16 protein-coding genes are annotated in these 17178 nt (G+C 62.9%); 10 read left to right on the top strand and 6 right to left on the bottom strand.

The features are described 5' to 3' along the window. Position 1 precedes the first annotated feature (1 nt). Complete coding sequence (locus GLL_RS04900; protein WP_164929595.1) at positions 2-1048, top strand: zinc-dependent dehydrogenase; 1047 nt, start codon at positions 2-4, stop codon at positions 1046-1048. On the opposite strand, the gene GLL_RS04905 is transcribed toward GLL_RS04900, so the two are convergent. Then, the gene (locus GLL_RS04905) at positions 1035-1997 is read right to left on the bottom strand and encodes a lysylphosphatidylglycerol synthase transmembrane domain-containing protein (protein WP_011140943.1); all 963 of its coding nucleotides are present in this window, start codon (positions 1995-1997) and stop codon (positions 1035-1037) included. The two genes, GLL_RS04900 and GLL_RS04905, sit on opposite strands and share 14 nt — an antisense overlap. A gap of 423 nt (positions 1998-2420) precedes the next feature. Between GLL_RS04905 and GLL_RS04910 the strand changes: the two genes are divergently transcribed. From GLL_RS04910 to GLL_RS04925, 4 genes are all read left to right on the top strand, one after another. After that, positions 2421-2621, top strand: a complete 201-nt coding sequence (locus GLL_RS04910) for a DUF2811 domain-containing protein (RefSeq protein ID WP_011140944.1) — start codon at positions 2421-2423, stop codon at positions 2619-2621. A 234-nt stretch (positions 2622-2855) separates the two neighbouring features. Then, positions 2856-4256, top strand: coding sequence for a protoporphyrinogen oxidase (hemG, locus tag GLL_RS04915; protein WP_011140945.1), 1401 nt, complete (start codon positions 2856-2858; stop codon positions 4254-4256). Between the two features lie 19 nt (positions 4257-4275). Then, positions 4276-4812, top strand: coding sequence for a chorismate--pyruvate lyase family protein (locus GLL_RS04920; RefSeq protein WP_011140946.1), 537 nt, complete (start codon positions 4276-4278; stop codon positions 4810-4812). A gap of 48 nt (positions 4813-4860) precedes the next feature. After that, entirely contained in the window at positions 4861-5493 is a 633-nt protein-coding gene (locus GLL_RS04925) for a carbonic anhydrase (protein ID WP_011140947.1), read from the top strand. Here GLL_RS04925 and GLL_RS04930 read toward each other — a convergent pair. The 3 genes from GLL_RS04930 to GLL_RS04940 form a co-directional block, all read right to left on the bottom strand. Next, complete coding sequence (locus tag GLL_RS04930; protein WP_011140948.1) at positions 5454-6563, bottom strand: hypothetical protein; 1110 nt, start codon at positions 6561-6563, stop codon at positions 5454-5456. The two genes, GLL_RS04925 and GLL_RS04930, sit on opposite strands and share 40 nt — an antisense overlap. Positions 6564-6566: 3 nt before the next feature. Further along, positions 6567-8054, bottom strand: coding sequence for an MBOAT family O-acyltransferase (locus tag GLL_RS04935; RefSeq protein ID WP_011140949.1), 1488 nt, complete (start codon positions 8052-8054; stop codon positions 6567-6569). A gap of 180 nt (positions 8055-8234) precedes the next feature. Continuing rightward, positions 8235-9893 carry a peptide ABC transporter substrate-binding protein gene (locus GLL_RS04940; protein WP_011140950.1) on the bottom strand — a complete coding sequence of 553 codons (1659 nt, stop codon included), beginning with the start codon at positions 9891-9893 and terminating at the stop codon, positions 8235-8237. 604 nt (positions 9894-10497) lie between these two features. Here GLL_RS04940 and GLL_RS04945 point away from each other — a divergent pair. The 3 genes from GLL_RS04945 (at position 10498) to GLL_RS04955 (ending at position 12518) form a co-directional block, all read left to right on the top strand. Beyond that, entirely contained in the window at positions 10498-11325 is an 828-nt protein-coding gene (locus GLL_RS04945) for a phycobilisome rod-core linker polypeptide (protein ID WP_164928640.1), read from the top strand. Positions 11326-11376: 51 nt separating this feature from the next. Continuing rightward, positions 11377-11925, top strand: a complete 549-nt coding sequence (locus GLL_RS04950; protein ID WP_011140953.1) for a DUF2656 domain-containing protein — start codon at positions 11377-11379, stop codon at positions 11923-11925. 122 nt (positions 11926-12047) lie between these two features. After that, positions 12048-12518 (top strand): VOC family protein, encoded by a 471-nt coding sequence (locus GLL_RS04955; RefSeq protein ID WP_164928641.1) that lies wholly within the window; start codon positions 12048-12050, stop codon positions 12516-12518. A 17-nt stretch (positions 12519-12535) separates the two neighbouring features. Here the strand turns inward: GLL_RS04955 and GLL_RS04960 are convergent, their stop codons facing one another. Next, entirely contained in the window at positions 12536-13699 is a 1164-nt protein-coding gene (locus tag GLL_RS04960; protein WP_011140955.1) for an FG-GAP repeat domain-containing protein, read from the bottom strand. Between the two features lie 202 nt (positions 13700-13901). On the opposite strand from GLL_RS04960, the gene GLL_RS04965 reads away from it, so the two are divergent. Beyond that, positions 13902-14858, top strand: coding sequence for an SGNH/GDSL hydrolase family protein (locus tag GLL_RS04965; protein ID WP_164928642.1), 957 nt, complete (start codon positions 13902-13904; stop codon positions 14856-14858). 294 nt (positions 14859-15152) lie between these two features. Continuing rightward, a complete protein-coding gene (locus GLL_RS04970) occupies positions 15153-15830 on the top strand; it encodes an NADPH-dependent F420 reductase (protein WP_011140957.1) in 678 nt (225 codons plus the stop codon). Positions 15831-15962: 132 nt separating this feature from the next. On the opposite strand, the gene GLL_RS04975 is transcribed toward GLL_RS04970, so the two are convergent. After that, a complete protein-coding gene (locus GLL_RS04975; protein ID WP_164928643.1) occupies positions 15963-17138 on the bottom strand; it encodes an NAD(P)/FAD-dependent oxidoreductase in 1176 nt (391 codons plus the stop codon). Positions 17139-17178: the final 40 nt, after the last annotated feature.

Raw genomic sequence — 17178 nt, forward strand, 5'->3', positions numbered from 1 at the left:
GATGCACGCGGCGGTTTTCTACGGCGTAGGCGATCTGCGCTACGAACAGGTGCCGGTTCCCGAAGTCGCGGCGGACGAGGTGCTGGTGCAGGTGCGCGCCTGCGGTCTGTGCCAGTCGGACATCAAAAAGCTGCGCTACCCGCTACTCGACCCGCCGCGCATCTTCGGCCACGAGACGAGCGGCACGATCGTGCGCGCCGGGGAAGCGGTGGAGCACTGGCGGGTAGGCGAGCGGGTGGTGGTGCTGCACCATATTCCTTGTTTTCACTGCCCCTACTGCCTTAACGAGAACTACTCGATGTGCCGGGTCTACAAAGAAGTGACCACTACCGCCGGCTTTGCACCCGCCGGCGGCGGCTTCGCCGAGTACGTCAAGGTGCCCGGCCACATCGTGCGCTCGGGAGGTCTGATGGCGATTCCCGACGGGGTGAGCTTCGAAGAAGCGAGCTTCGTCGAACCCACCAACTGCTGCTTGAAGGCCGTGAAAAAAGCCCAGGTCCAGCCCGGCCAGTGGGTGCTGATCACCGGCGCCGGTCCCATCGGGCTGATGTTCGCCATGCTCTGCCGCCAGTTCGGAGCGAAACCGATCGTCACCGACTTGCTCGCCTCGCGCGTCGAGCGCGCCCGCGCGCTCGGGGCCGAGGCTGCCCTCGATGCGCGCTCCGCCGATCTGACCGCCCGGATCCACGCCCTCACCGGCGGCCTCGGAGTGGATGTCGCCTTGCTCGCGGTGCCCAGCGTGCAGGCCTTTTCCCAGGCCCTCGATGCGACGCGCAAGGGCGGCAAGATTCTGTTTTTTGCCGAATTTGCCGAATCGGTGCAAATCCCGCTCGATCCGAACGTGCTCTACCGGCGCGAAATCGACTTGATGGGCTCCTACAGCTCCTCGTTCAAAGTCCAGCACCTGGCAGCCGATCTTGTCTTCGGGCGGCGCATCGACGTGCAGGCGCTCATCTCGGACTTTTATCCGCTCGCTGAACTGGCGGCGGCGGTGGAGCAGGCCGTGCATCCAACCCCCGAGACCTGCAAAATTCTTATCCGGCCTTGACCTGCCGTCCCCCCGGCAGGAGCCAGGCGATGCCGCCCAATAGAGCGGCGACGGTGTAGACGGCGAACCACAGCGCTCCAAAACCAAGGGCCTGCTCCGCAGGCACCCCCGCCATGCCCAACAGCAACACATACCCCCCTTCGCGCACCCCCAGGCCGTTGATACTCACCGGTGCCAGCGTCGCCAGGGTCGTGAGGCCGTAGGCGGTCATCAAAGCCGCCGCCGGTACATCCATCGGCAGTGCCAGGGCAATCGCCACCAGCACCCCCCAATTGATGAGCTGGATGGCGAGGCTGCTGGTGCCGATGCGCGCCAGATTGCCGGGGGTGCGCAGTCGCCCCTCCCAATCGGCAACCGCGCCCAGGGCAGGGGCGAATTTGAAGGGCTTCCCGGCCAGGCGGCGGCTCAGCGGACCCAACAGCGCCCAGGCGGCGAACACTGCCGCGCCCAAGGCCCACAGCCAGGGCTTGAGGCGGTCGTAGGTACCGAGGGTGGCGCAGGCGGCACTCGCCAGCCCCAACAGAAACATCATGCCGCTGTAGCGGTCGGCAAGCACCGTGTAGGCGACCGCCCAGCCGCGCTTTTCGCGCCCGAGCAGCACCGCCCGACCAACATCGCCCCCGAGGCTGCCCGGCAAAAATACCGCCAGAAACAACCCCATAAAGTAGACCTGCACATAGCGGCGGCGGGTAAACGGCAGAGCCAGAGCCTCCCCCAGCCAGTTCCACTTCAGGGCGTTGAGCGCCTGACCCGCCAGAAACCCGACCACCGCCACCGCCAACCAGAGGGGATCCGTGCCCGCCAGCACCGCGGCCACCTTGCGCCCATCGACGAAAAAAAGCAAAACCGCCAGCAGCGACAGACTGGCCACCACCTTCAAAACCGTTTTGGTCACAGGACCGACGCGCAGGCGCGCACCTACGCCGGGTATCCGCAGGGACGGGAGCATAAAAACGATTCTACAGGAAGGGCAGGCCTGCTCCGCCCACAAACGCCCTGCGGCCCGCCGCCCGGGCAAAAAACGTCGTTTATGCTACCAGATGTCGGCACGGCGGGGCGACTTTGGACCGGTCTTCAGATTTAACAATTCGTAACACTAGTTGGGTGCTTTCCCCACTTTCGCGCCGCTCCTCCACAAGTTTTCCACAGGCTTGCGACGTAGATGGTGTCCCTCAGGACACTACCTGTGGAAAACCGCCGCCGCCGAGGGGCGGCGCTATTATTAAGCTAGGTGTACGGGATCGGGAAATATAACCGATCGAATTATGTCGTCTGGACAAATGCTTCGTTGTACTCGACAGTTTCGGGCGATTGACAGTCCGCCTCCACCGACAAACAATAGGTTCAACTTGATCAACACGAGTTCAAACCGATGAAAACAATGGTCAGCGTTCTGGCTGAGATTCCCGAAGAATTGCATGATACGCTTCAAGTCTATCTGGACAACCATCCCGACTGGGATCAAAACCGTATCTTCACCGCCGCCCTCTCTTTGTTTTTGCTGCAAAATGGCAATGGAGACCGGCGCGCCGCCCGCACCTATCTCAATACCCTGTTTCAGAAGACTTCATAATCTTGGCGATTCGCGCTTGCCTGCTCGGGCCAACCGATAATAAGTGTAGCTATGTTTGCGGTAACCCATTGCTGAGCATCGGCCTTTCTATTTGTCAGTTTCGACCTCACTTTATGCGCGATTATTCTGTTGCGTCGGCAATGTTTCGTCGCGGAACATTGCCCGCGGCAGCGCACGGGGAGATCCCGGGGAAGGGCGGTCGTGTCATAGTTGGCAAAGAGACTGATTCGGGCAATGAACACGGCCGAGGAATTGCTGGATGTACTGGTGGTGGGCGCTGGCCTGAGCGGGCTGGCGCTCGCCTGGAAACTCAAGCGGGCCGGCTGCACGTTCTTGGTCTGTCAGGCGGGCGAGCGGGTGGGCGGAGCGATCACCACCGCGATCGCCGACGGTTTTGTATGCGAGGGGGGTCCGAACAGTTTTCAAGAATCCCCACCCCTCATCGAGCTGTTGACCCAGTTGCAACTCGAAGATCAAATCGTCACCGCCGATCCGCGCCTGGCGCGCTTTGTTTGGTGGGAGAACCGCCTGCGCTCGGTGCCGCTCACCCCGGCGCAGCTGGTGCGCTCCGACTTACTCAGTTGGTCCGGTAAAGCCCGGCTGCTGTGGGAGTTGTTCGTCCCGGCCCTAGGCGAGCCCCGCGAGGAGACGGTGGCCGAATTTGTCCTGCGCCGCTTCGGCGAAGAAGTCCTCTCGCGGCTGGTCGATCCGCTGGTTTCGGGGATGTGCGCGGGCGATGTCGGCCAGTTGAGCATCGAAGCCACCTTCGAGCGGCTGGTCGATCTGGAGCGCCGCCACGGCGGGGTGCTGCGGGGTTTGTGGCGGACTGCCCGCACCCGCCCACCCTTCAAGCGCCTCTGCACGTTGCGCGGCGGCCTGGAGCAGTTGCCCCAGGCACTCGCCCAGCGCCTGCAGCCGCAAATCCTGCTTTCCCACCGCCTCGAGGCGCTTGAACACCTGGCCGGGGATCGCTGGCGGGCGGTGGTGGCCGGTCCGCAGGGCGAGCCGGTGGCAATTGCGGCGCGCACGGTGATTCTGTCGGGTTCCGCCCACGCCATGGCTTCGGTCTTGCGTCCCCTGGACGCCGGTCTCGGACGCGCCCTTGAAAGCATTTACTACCCACCGGTCGTGAGCATCAGTCTCGCCTACTCCAAAAGCCAGGTGCCCAACGCGCCGGAGGGCTTCGGGCATTTGATTCCCCGCAACCAGACCCTGCGCAGTCTCGGGGTGATCTGGAACAGCAGCCTCTTTCCCCATACCGCCCCACCCAACTGGCGGCTCTATACCTGTTTTGTGGGCGGCACCACCGATCCGGCCACCCCCAACCTCAGCGACACCGAACTGGCCAGCCTCGCCCACCGCGAACTGCAGACGGTCCTCGGTTTCCAGGCGGGCTATCAACTGCTGCGCGTGACGCGCTGGCCCCAGGCCATCCCCCAGTACGCCCTCGGCCATCCCAGCAAGCAGGAGCGGGTCGAACGGGCGCTGTTGGGACTGCCGGGGTTGTTCCTGGTCGGCAATTACTTCGGCGGCATCTCCCTGGGAGATTGCGTGCGCCATTCCGGTGCGGTCGCCTCCCGCGTACTGCAGTTTTTAACCACGGTGGCCAGCAACGGCAGCCTGCGCCCGGCCTGAGCCCGGATAGACTGAATAGATGAAGCAATATTGCGAAGTCGGGCCGCTGGCGGACTGGTGGCCTGGGGAGCGCGCCGAAGCGATCGCCCTGGGTGCCCTGTCGCCGGTACAGCGGCTGCTGATGGTCACCGACGGGACGGTGACCGAGTTGTTGGCGGCTTACTTTCTGGAGCCCATCGCCGTGCGCAAGCTCGGGCCGCTGGTGATGCGGGATTTGGGCGAGCGGGTCTACGAGCGCGAGGTGCTGCTGACGGGCCGCATCAGCGGGCAAGCTTACGTGCATGCCCAGTCGACTATCCTCATCGACCGGCTCACAGCCGATCTGCGCGAGGGACTGCTTGCCACCGACAAAGGGATCGGCGAGTTGCTGCGCGAGGAGCTCACCGAGACTTACCGCGAGTTGAGCGGCTACTGGCACGAGGCGGCGGGCGGCCGGGCCGCTTACTTCGGCACCGATCCTGAAGCGCCGCTGCTCGGGCGCAGTTATGTGGTGCGCTGCAACCAGATACCCACCATGCGGATCACGGAGCGCTTTTGGGCAGCGGCCTTCGCCTAGGACGGCGGTATGGTAGTATCTCCCTGTTGAAATTAAATAGACAAGTCCATGAAGCAACACCCAGGGCCACACGAAGCAATGATCGCCGCCGGGCTGACGCCCGATGAGGCCCTGGAGCGTTTGTTGGCAGGCAATTGCCGCTTTGTGGCGGCCAAATTGGAGAATCCCCACCGCACGGCTGCCTACGTGCGCTCGATTGCCCACAGCCAGCATCCCTTCGCCGTCTTGGTCGGTTGCGCCGATTCGCGCGTCGCACCGGAGATCTTGTTCGATCAGGGATTGGGAGATCTGTTTGTCAACCGGGTGGCGGGCAATTGCGTGAGCGACGACATCCTCGGCAGCATCGAGTACGCCGTCGAGCACCTGGGTTGCTCGCTGGTGCTGGTGCTTGGCCACGAGCGCTGCGGGGCGATCCAGGCGGCGATCGCAGCGGCCACCGCTGGGGCGACCTTTAACGGCTATGTGCGCCACTTCATCGAGGCGATCCGCCCGGCGGTGGAAATGTGCCGGGCGCAAGCGGGCGATCTGGACGAAAACGCACTGCGGGCCAATGTGCTGCGCAATGTCGAGAAAATCAAGACGGCCTCCGATATCATCCACTCCAAGCTCCTGAGCGGTGAAGTCAAGGTGTTGGGGGGGCGCTACGACCTCGATGACGGTGTTGTGACGCTTTTGGGCTGATCTTGCAACTGGAGTTTGCGGTGTTGGGCGCGCAGCTGCACCAGGCGCGCTGCGAGGTTTTGGGAAGTCAGCAGCACTCCAAAATCGGCGGGTAGGCCGGTGGGATTGGGATCGAGCACCCGGCGCAGGACCATGTCGCCCACCGGCTTCAAAAAGTGCACCGGGTCGCCGAAGTTGCGCCCATCGGCGGTCACCGAATTGACGCCCGCGAAATCCCAGACCCGGCCGCCGACGCGCACCGTCTCGGCAAGCCAGCTCAGGTAGGCGTCGATGTCGTAGGAACGAAATTTTTCGAGGCTGAAAGGCGGTACGACCAGCACCCGCGCGACTCCCGCCGCATCGAGCAAAGCGACGCTGCGCCCGTATTCCTCCAGGCCGCTCGCCGCAACCGGTCGGGGGGGCTTGCGGTTCGAGCGGGCGATATCCAGGGCAAGGGCACCCGCACTGACCGCATACAGCCGCTCAGGGTCGAACGGCCGCCCGATGGGGTAGAGCGCCTGCGGGCCGTTGTCGTTGCCGCGGTCCCAGGTCTCAAAACCGTAGGCTTTGCGGCTGTCGAGATTCTCCGCGACGAACAGCGCGATAATTCGCGGCTGGAAGAGCAGGTATTTGCCGTAGAAGCCCAGGGCCGAATCGCCGCTCACCAGCGGATGATCCTGGCGCAACAAATCGAGGGGATCGGTGGGCACCGACTGGATGTCGAAGTCGAGGCCGATGAGCGCTTTTTGGATCCGTTTTTGGCGGATGAGCCACTCCAGTTTGCGGCGGATTCCGAAGCCGTTCTCCAGGCTCACCCCGAAGTTAAAGAAGCGATAGCGCTCGCCGCTGGCGCGATCGGCGGCAGCGGCGGCATAGTACATGGTGCGCGAGGAGCCGAAAATATACGCGTCGAAGCGCGGCTGGGTCAGCAGGTACTCGACTTTAAGGTAGCGGGTGTTCGGCTCAAAGTTTTTCTTGGTAAAGCGCACGACCCCAAACACGTCGTAGGGATCCACGGCGATCGCCACCACCAGTTGCACGACACTCAACAGGACGACCGTCAGAAGCAAAACGCGGCTGTAGTTTCCCATACTTCAAAACTGGTAGTAGAGAAATTCGGTGGGCCTAGCCAGGGACATCAGCGCGAGCCAGGCAATCACCCCGACACAAACGGCCCAGCCGCCGCTCGGCCGCCAGCGCAGCGACCAGCCCTCGGCCGGCGGCGGATCTTTTTCGTAGCGCTCCACCAGCGATTTGAGGCTCGGGGTCCACCAGCAGATCACCAGCAAGCCTGCGAGCGACAACAGCGGCACCCAGTCGGGATCCGCAAAGCCCAGATGCGGAAACAGGCCCGCTGCGGCATTTGCGGCATGCATCCCGGCCATACTCTTGAACATCGTCCCCGCCGCCGCCAGGCTGTCGCAGCGGAAGATCACCCAGCCGGCCACCACGGCAACAAAGGTAACGGCAGTGCCGATTCCTGGAGCCAGGGGACTGCGAGCGCCACCGCGCCTGCGCTGCAGGTCGTTCCAGAGGTGGTTGAGGACAATATAGAAACCGTGCAGGGCCCCCCAGGCTACAAAAGTCCAATTGGCGCCGTGCCAGAGCCCGCCCAACAGCATCGTGATCATCAAGTTGACGAAGCGGCGGGCGGGGCCTTTGCGGTTGCCCCCCAGCGGGATGTACAGGTAATCGCGCAAAAACTGCGACAGGGTGATGTGCCAGCGCCGCCAGAAGTCGATGATGCTCGCCGCTTTATAGGGCGCGTCGAAGTTCCAGGGAAAGCGAATCCCGAAGAGCAGCGCCAGCCCCACCGCCATGTCGGAGTAGCCCGAGAAATCAAAATAAAGCTGCAGGGTGTAGGCGAGGGCGCCGAGCCACGCCTCGGCGGCCGTCAGTTCCACGCCCATTGAAGCCGCCGCGAAGACCGGAGTGGCGTAGGCGGCGATGCTGTCGGCAAAGACCACTTTTTTAAACAGACCGGCGCTGAAGATTGTCAGCCCCAGGCCTACACAGGCACTATCAACAGAAAAGTTGAATTTGTTGAATTGAGGAATAATGTCGCGGTGGTGGACGATGGGACCGGCGATCAGATGGGGAAAGAAGACGATAAACAGGCAGTAATTAAAAAAATCGTACTCTTCGACTTTGCCCTGATAAGCATCGACCAGATAGGCAATCTGATTAAAGGTAAAAAACGAAATCGCGAGCGGAAGAACAATATTGGGCAGTGCAAAGCCGGTGCCCCAGATCGCGTTGGTACTCGCCAGAAAAAAGTCGGTGTATTTGTAGTAGGCAAGCAGGCCCAGATTCGCAGCGACACTGACCCCCAGCAGCAGCTTCGCCTGGGGAGTCTGCCCCGCAAACTCTCGGCCCATCCAGGTTCCGACAGCATAATTGAATGTGATCGAAGCGATCAACAGCAACAGGTAGGCGCTTTTCCAGTAAGCATAAAACGCCAGTGAAGCGGCAATCAGCCAGAGGGTCGCCGGTTTTTGTCCTCCCCGTTTGCCGATCTGAAAAAACAACATCAGCACCACGGGCAAAAACAAATAAATAAATAGATGCGAGTTAAATAGCATCGAAAGCGCACCAGAGACGTCGGCTTGCGAGGCGAACTTTCAGCATTGATCCCGGCTCGCGCTCAGCGACCCAATTCGAGCAATGTACCACGTCGGGCCAGGGAGCCGTCACCCCCCAGCGGGCCGCCGGATCCGGGCATGGTTCCAGGCAAGCAGCATCGCGGGCCGCCCGGCGTCGGTTTAAAGCCCATGGGCGGGGGTGCCGCTGGTTGCCGCCTGCCACCCGCGCTCGATGCGCACGTACTTGAACTGGTGCTGTTCGAGCGGATCGACGTACCAACCCTGCACCCAGGGTTTTTTGAGGTAATTGAGCGCCATATAGGTGAGGGGGATGATCGGCGACTCTTCGACCAGCCGCGCCTCGGCTGCAGCCAGAAGCGCCAAGCGGCGACGCGCGTCAGGTTCGACGCTCGCCTGTCTGAGCAGTGCGCCGTAGCGCGGATCGGTCCAGCCCGAGTGGTTGTTGGCGTTCGCCTCCGCAAAGATGTCCAAAAAGGCGGTCGGATCGATGTAATCGCCCACCCAACCGTCGGTGGTCACCGCAAAATCGCGCCGCTCCAGGCGGGCGGTGTAGGTCTGGCCTTCCTCGCTCTCCAGCCGCACGTCGATACCCAGGGTGTGCTTCCACATGCTCTGGATCGCCTCGCCCACTTTGCGCACGTCGTCGCGGGTAAACAAAGTGAGGCTGAAGGCCGGAAAACCCCGGCCGCCCGGATAGCCTGCCTCGGCAAGCAACCGGCGGGCGCGCTCGGGGTCGAAACCCACGGCCTCAGGCGCCCGGTAACCCGGAACGATGGGCGGCACGACGCCACCGGCGGGCACCTCACCATTGCCGATGAATTTGGCTGCGAGGACGGCGCGATCGACAGCGAGACTCAAAGCCCGGCGCACCCGCACGTCGTCGAAGGGTTTGCGGGCCAGGTTGTAGCTGTAGTAGCGCGAGGCAAAATAGGGGCCGCGCTGGAAATCGCGCTTCCGGCTGAGGCGCGGGATCATCGGCAGGGGCAGGTAGCCGCCGCGCATCACGTCGATTTCCCCGGCTCGGTAGAGATTGACATTCTGGGCTCCGTCAGCCACCGGATAGAGGTAGACCCTCTCCAGCTGCACGTTGCGCCGGTCCCAGTAGAACGGATTTTTCTCCAGCACAATCTGGTGGTAAGGGACATGTTCAGCCAGACGAAACGGGCCGCTTGCCACCAGATGCTCAGGCTGCGTCCAGCGGTCTCCCCGGCGCTCGATGACGTGGCGCGGCAGGGCGACGAAGGCCCAGGCGGTGACCAGTTTGTCAAAGTAGGGCGTCGGCTGCTCCAGGTCGACTGCCAGGGTGAAATCGTCCAGGGCCTGCACACCGAGCGCATCGATCGGGAGTTTGCCCTCGCAGATGGCGCGGGCGTTCTTGATGCCGTAGGCGGCAAAGATGTAGGGCGAGGCGCGCTCCGGCTCCACCAGCCGCCGCCAGCTAAATACAAAGTCGTGGGCGGTGATCGGTACACCGTCGCTGAAGCGCGCTCCCCGGCGCAGTGCAAAAATCCAGCGGCGACGGTCGGCGGTGGTCCGCCAACCGGTGGCGATGGCCGGACGGGGTTCGAGGGTCTTGCCGTCGCGGCTGGCCAGTCCTTCGTAAATGTTCAGATAGACGTGGCCTTCCGGGTAGGCGATCGACTTGTGGGGGTCGAACGAACGCGGTTCGTGGCCGTTACCCACCCGCAGGATGTTCTCGGGCGGCGGGTCCAGGCGACCAAAGTAGATCTCCTCGGCCTGGCTGCTGCAACCGGCCACAGCCAGGCCCGCCAGCAACGCCGGCCACGATCGCGCGAGGGCCCGGGGCAGCGGCACCATCTTCGTAAGACCTTGCAACGTTGGCAGCCAGGTTAGGACAATTCGGGCGGCCGCTCTGTATGACTTGACACACCCATGCGAGAGCGCGGCGGGCAAGCGCTTGGGCGACGCGCTTCGGAAGTGCGGTTGCAAACGATCGCCGCCCAAGCACCACCGCCACCCAAGACGGCGATCATCGACATTCAACAACCGACCGAGTAGAAAAGCGGCGCCGGGGAAAACACCAGAACCGCCGGGGAAATCACTACTGTCAATTCTGGTAATGAATTGCAGAAGCTGTTTCGCTCACTCCCGCCGTTGTACCACAGAAAATTCAACCGCAACAGGGCAAAATGGCGGAGGCTGAAACCGGCAATCAGATGTAACGTTCGCCGCGGGGATCGATCGGGGGAGATTCTAATTTTTTTCACAACTCTTGATGTTCTGAGGTTGAAGGTTTGCAGAATAATTTAAGAGCAATCCCAGAGCCAGGGAAGCCCTTCGGTCGCCTCGCAGCATTGGCATTGTGATGGACTGCCACCGGCAGTTTGCGCGTTGCTGTTGCCGCGGGTGTTCGTCTGGACTGCCCTGGGATTTTGACGTCCCATGTTAGGAGAACCCCACCATGAGCGTGCTCACCGGCGACAACCAGCAGCGCGGCAGCAAGTTGTTCAAGATCACGATCGCCCTCTCACCGACCCTCGCGCACCATCCCTGGCCCGGTCTCGACACCCACGAACCGAGCCAGAGCAGCTACAGCACGATCGTATCGCTTGAGCGGCTGTTGCCCGAAATGACCAGAATCAAGCGCAACGGCGGCCGGATTCTCGAAATCACCGAAGGCGAAGCTTCCGAAAGCCGCGCAAACTTTCCGGCGGTCATGGAGCCGCCGGTGGTCGAGCTATATCCCCGGGCCGGCGAAGCGGAGGTGCAGGCGGTGATCGCCGTTGCCTACAAACAGGTGTTCGGCAATATCCACGTCATGGAGAGTGAACGGATTGTGTCTGCCGAGTCGCTGTTGCGCAACCGTTCGATCAGCGTGCGCGAGTTTGTGCGGCTTCTGGCCAAATCGGACTTGTACAAAGAAAGTTTCTTCCATTGCACCTCCAACAATCGCTTCATTGAATTGAATTTCAAACACCTGTTGGGCCGTGCTCCTTACAATCATTCGGAGATTATCGAACATCTCGATCGCTATCAGTCGCAGGGCTACGACGCGGAGATCGATTCCTATATCGACAGCGACGAGTACGTCAAAACCTTCGGCGAAAATGTCGTTCCCTACCACCGCGGATTTAAGTCCCAGGTCGGCCAACAGTCGGTGGCGGCTTTCGAGCGAATGATCCGGCTGTTCGGCGGCGATGCCAGCAGCGACACCAGCCTGAACCGCACCGGCCAGAAGCGCCTGGTCGATCCCAAGCAATTGCTGCGCTCCGGCCGCGGCATCGTCTAGGGGTTCTTGCGCTCCCGCCCCTGGGTTTGCGGAAAAGACCGCCGCCGTTCGGTGTACACCGAACGGCGGCACGGCCTGTTGCTGCCGCTGACGCGCCGACATTGCCAGGAGTTGAAAACGGTGGGCAAGCTGCCCATGTCCCGCATGCTGCTGTCCCATAGTTTCGACATTCCGGAAGGGATCGTTCCCTGGTTGGGTACCGACGAGATCGCCGCCGCCTTTCTTGGCGCCCTCGGGTCGTACAGCGGCTTGGTGTGCCGGTCCCTCGACCACAGCCCCTACTGGATGCTCGAAATTCGCTTTTCGTGCGCAGTATTGCCCCCCCGCCGGATCGGGGAGGCGTGCGCCAGGGCCTTGATCCAAAAGCGCCACCAGCTGCAACCCCAGCAGTGGTTGCACCCCACGGTGCTGGTCTATGGCGCCAAAAAAACCAGCCCGGCCAGAAGCACCTCCCCCGATGCCTTACAACTGGGCGACTGGGGGGTGAACGTCGTCGAGACGGCCTCGGCGGCCAAACTGCTCCAGGCCATCGACAAAGAATCGAACCTCAGCCAAAAACCGGCCGACGGCTTCTTTGTCTCGGTGGTCGATGAAGCCTGACGGATCGAAATTAAATATGGACAAAAGATCTCAAGCGCGGTAATCTGGTGGGCGAAAAGGCGGTCCGGTCCGGTGTTCCGGTTCAAGGCGCACCATCGGCCCGCCACCTCAGGAGAGAAGCGATGAGCAGTACGGCCAACTCTGTTCACAGTGGCCTCCGGACCACCGCGATCCCTTATCTGTGCACCCGGGATGCCGGCAGGGCGTTGGAGTTTTACAAAAACGCCTTTGGAGCGACCGAGGCCATGGCGCCCATGACGGACCCGAGCGGCAAAATCATGCACGCCGAGATCAAGATTGGGGACGCGCTCATCATGTTTGCCGATGAATTTCCCGACATGGGCTTTTTGAGCCCGCAGGCGCTCGGCGGCTCGTCGGTGACCGTCGTGATGCGCGTCGAGGATGTCGATACGTTCGCCGATCGGGCCGTCGCGGCCGGGGCGAAGTTGTGCGCTCCTGTGGAGGACCAGTTTTACGGCGAGCGCATGGGCAAACTCATCGACCCCTTCGGCCATGTCTGGATGATCTCGACACCCACCGAAGAAGTTACGCCCGAGGAGCTGCACAAGCGCTTCGCAGCCCTCTACGGCTGAGGGCCGCTCGGGGCACCTCACGGTGTGGTGTTGATCAACACCGAGACACTGGCGGAAGGGTTGTTGCCCGTGGCCAGATCGAGGTCGCCGTCGCCGTCAAAATCGCCACTCACCACGGCGATCGGATTGACGGCCACCCCAAAATTCTGGGCGGCGGCAAAGTTGGCCTTCCCCTGATTGAGCAGCACCGCAACGGTGTCCGGACCCTGATTGGCGATCGCCAGATCGAGATTGCCGTCGTCGTCGAGGTCGGCGATCGCGATGGCATTCGGCAGATCCCCGACTGCAAAGCGGCGTTGGGCTGCGAAGGTGGCGTTGCCGTTGTTCAGCAGGACCGAAACGTCGTCGGAGCCGATGTTGGCCGTGGCCAGGTCGAGATCGCCGTCGCCGTCGAGGTCGCCCACGGCCACCGCCTCCGGAAAGTCCCCGACCGCAAAGGCACCACCGTTCGCAAATCGGCCCCGGCCGTTGTTGACCAGCACGATGGCGCTGTCGTAGTTGTCGCCCACCACCAGATCCACATCGCTGTCGCCGTCGAGGTCGCCCGCGGCGATGGCCCGCGGTGCGGCGCTTGCGGTGGCAAAATTGCGCACCCGCCCGAAGGTGCCGTCGCCCCGGTTGGGTAGCAGCGAGACATTCTGCGAGCCGAAGTTGACTGTGGCCAGATCCAGGTCCCGGTCGCCGTCGAAGTCGGCGGAGGTGATCTCGAAGGGCGAGGCACCGACGCGATCCGTGGCCGGAGCGGCAAAGGTTCCGTCGCCGTTGCCCAAGAGAACCACCGCCTGATCGCGACCGGACAGATAACCGCGGGAGGTGGCAACGGCGATATCGAGGTCGCCGTCGCCGTCGAGATCGCCCACGGTGGCCCCGACAGAATACGAGCCGACGGCAAAAACGCCCGCACCGGCGAAGGAGCCGGTGCCGGTGTTTGTGAGCACCTGTAGTTGGGAACTGCCCACAGTCCCCAGATCCAGATCCCCGTCGCCGTCAAAATCGCCGGCAACGAGATCCTGCGAGAAGCTCACGGTCGCCACATTGACGGCCGGGGCAAAATCCACCTGTGCACGCGCGGGTACAGTTCCTACAAAACAGGTCAGCGCGAGCCCCAATCCCAGCGAGCGGGCAACGGCCCACCCCGAGCAGGCCAAGCCGGACAGAAGCGGCAACGGATGACATCTCATCTTGACAATCTCCCAAGTAAGGCGTCCCTTCGAGGAGTCTACCGCGGTTAGGCGCCCGGTGGCCGACTGCCATACACAATGCAAAATATGTCGTTCCGGCGACATGGCCACCGGGTCGCGTAGCAGGTGTGCGGGAAGCGACAGTTCTTTCTTCTCGCCGAAACCACTACAATGCCCTCACCGATTTCCTGAGGGAGAAGTCATGGACACTTTGCACACCCGGCGGGCGAGTGGCCCGCCGGTCTGGAGTTCTTTATTCGCATTGGCATTTGTAGTAGCCGCTTCTGGCCTGGGGACACCTGCCGCTCTGGCGCAAGCGCTCTCCCCGGCCAATGCCCAGAGGCTCTATGTCTTTGGCGACAGCCTTGTCGATCTCGGCAATGTCTTCATCATTTCGAGAGGAACCTTTCCTCCCAGTCCGCCGTACTTCGAGGGCCGCCTGTCCAACGGCCCGCTGTGGATCGAAGATCTGGCCGCCCGGCTGAACCTGCCTTTGCAACCCAGTCTTGAAGGGGGCACCGGCTACGCTTTTGGAGGTGCAACGACGGGCTTCAAGCCGTCGCAACCCCCGCCGCCCGGGATTCCCCCCGGCATTCCGGGCGTGCTTGCCCAGGTGGCCACTTTCGCCGAAACCCGGCCGCCGGTGGCCCCGGAGGATCTGTTTTTTGTCGTGGCGGGTTCCAACGACATCTTGCTTTTCGGCGAGAGCGATATTGACCTGTTGCTCGACAACGTCGCCACGGCCCTTTCGGAACTTTACGCCCAGGGGGCGCGGACCATCGTCGTGACCAACCTGCCGCCTCTATCCAGAACGCCCCTGGCGGGTTCCGACCCCCAGCAGGTTGCCGCTTTGGGCGTGCTGACGCGGACCTACAACCGCAAGCTGGAACGCCGGTTGCAGCTGTTGGAGCAAACCCAACCCGGTCTCAAGCCGATCTTGCTCGACGCCTACGCTTTGGTGCTGGCGCTCATCGACAACCCGGCCCGCTTCGGGCTCACCAACGTCACCGAGCCCTGTCTGACAGAAACCGCGGTCTGCCCCGATCCAGAGCAATACCTGTTTTGGGACGAAGTGCACCCCACCGCTGCCGTCGGCCGCATCCTCGCCGATTACGCCTATGCCGTGCTGGCGCGCTCCACACTGCCGGCGGCCAGATGACCCTTAGGGTAGCCGACGCACCTCGCACGTTTGTCAAATTTCCCGGTGCGCGCGGGCGACACCGAGCAAGGACTGCAGGGCAGGGCGTTCATCGTTTTCTCGGCTGGCCACCGCCAGGAAGCCCCGCAAAAACTGCAAGTCCATGCAAGACAATCTACGGCATCGATTGTGGCGGGTACATCTATCTATTGGACAGGTGCACGGCGACCCTGATAAACCTGGTGCAGCGGGAACAGCCGGCCGTGGATTTTCCTGTAAAGGTCGGAGTTTGGGGCTTTTGGGAGGTGGGAAGCGGTGGAGATTGGGATCATCGGTACAGGAAACATGGGGCGCTCGCTCGGCATTCTTTGGGCCGAGCGGGGGCACGCGGTCTTTTTTGGGTCGCGCGAGCCGGACAAGGCCCGGCAGGCGGCGGAGTTGGCCGGGCGGGCGGCCCGGGGCGGCACCAATGACGAAGCCGCCCGCTTCGGGCAGGTGTTGTTGTATGCGGTCCGGCAGCCGCCGTCCGAGGTTTTTACCAGTACGGATGTTCTGGACGGCAAAGTGCTTATCGACTGCAACAACCGCGAAACTCCCGAGGGGTTTGCCTTCGAACCGCCCTCGCGCCCTTCGCTGGCCGAGAAAGTCGCCTCCGATGTACCCGCCGCCCGGGTCGTCAAAGCCTTCAACACCTTTGCCCAGGAGGTGTTTGAGCTTTCGCCGCTGCCGCTCAAGGAGTACGGGGTGTCGGTATTTGTCTGCGGCGACGATTCGGACGCCAGGCAAACGGTGTCGACCCTGGCGGAGGATATCGGTTTTGTGGCGGTCGATTGCGGTACGCTTCGCAACGCCTGGATGGTCGAGGCCACGGGCGATTTTATCCGCCTTTTGATCGCCGATCGCGGGCGTGGCCCCTACGCGACCATTTCGGTGCGCGAATTGCCCCGTGCAGATTCTGAGCGGCTGGGAGGCCGCAAGTCCGGTTACAAGTAAGGCGTTCACTCGCCGTCCCACGCCAATCCAGGGTGGAGAAAGGTTCCATGACCGAAGGACGGACCACCAACCCTACACAGAAGGTGCGGGCCTTTTTTGCAGCGTACACCTCGCCCCCAATGTCAACGGAACCTAGTGCACCGCCGCTCCGACGAAGCGATCCGGCCGGTAGGGCTTGAGCAGGTCCGGACAGCGGCCGGTGGCAATCTCCTCGGCGAGCAACCGGCCCAGAAGCGGTGCCAGGGTGATACCACTGTGGGTGACCACGCCGTAAACGCCCGGGGCACTGGCAAGCGGCCCGACGATCGGAAAGCCGTCGGCGGGCACTGGCCGCACGCCCACGCCAATCTTCGAGCGCGCCGTTAGACCGGGATCGTCCAGGGCTTTGAGGTGCCGGGCAGCCGAGTGCAACAATTCGGCGGCCTGAGCCTGAGGCTCCTCGCCCGGCGGCAAGTCTCCCAGCCGCTCGTCGATGCCGTCGGCTCCCAGCATCACTCCCCCCGCGAGTGTGGGCCGCAGGTGCAGCCCGCTGCCGTCGAGGGGTTCCACCAGACGCTCGATAAGCCCGATCGCCGAGCCGGGCGGGGTTTGGACCAACAGCCCCGGCACCCGCCGCACCGCGAAGCGCTCGCCGTCGATCGGATCGCGGGCGGCCATACGCACCAGCGCCGGCAGGTGAATGCCGCCTGTCAGCACCGCTATCGCAGTGGCGATTTCGCCTTGGGGGGTGACCACAGCAGCCAGATGCCCGGCGTCCTCGAACCGAAAAGCAACAGCAGGACAGCGCTCCCGGATCTCTCCACCCAGCGAACGCACCCGCCCGGCAAAAAAGCCGGCGAGTACCGGCGCTTCTACCCACCGATCCGCCGGGGCGAATAGACCCAGGGCCGCGGAAGGAAAGCGTACCTGCGGTTCGAGCAGCCGCAGGGTGTCGAGTTCGAGCAATTCTGCCGGGTAGTCCCACTGCTGCAGCCGGCGGATCTGATCGTACAGGCTGTCGACCGCGTTGGAGTCGTCCCCGTTCACCCAGGCGAGATAGCCGCCCCCGCCCATCCCCAACGCCTCGCACCCCCAGCGCGCCTCCAGTTCTATGTATATCTCCATCCCCCGGGCGTTGAGACGGTGATAGGTCCAGTCGGTGGTCTTGGAAGTGGCGTTGAGCCAGCCGAAGGTGCAACCGGTCGCCCCGGCGCTCAGCGACTTTTCCTCCAACAGCACCACTTTGAAGCGGCGCTCGGCCAGCGCCCAGGCGACGGCCACCCCCAGGATGCCGCCACCCACGATCACTACGTCTGCCAATGGTTTCATTGCGGACTCACTCCTCACTAAAAGTCGATGCGGACGGGTG

Origin of the sequence: Gloeobacter violaceus PCC 7421, from assembly GCF_000011385.1 — a bacterium.
Lineage (GTDB): Bacteria > Cyanobacteriota > Cyanobacteriia > Gloeobacterales > Gloeobacteraceae > Gloeobacter > Gloeobacter violaceus.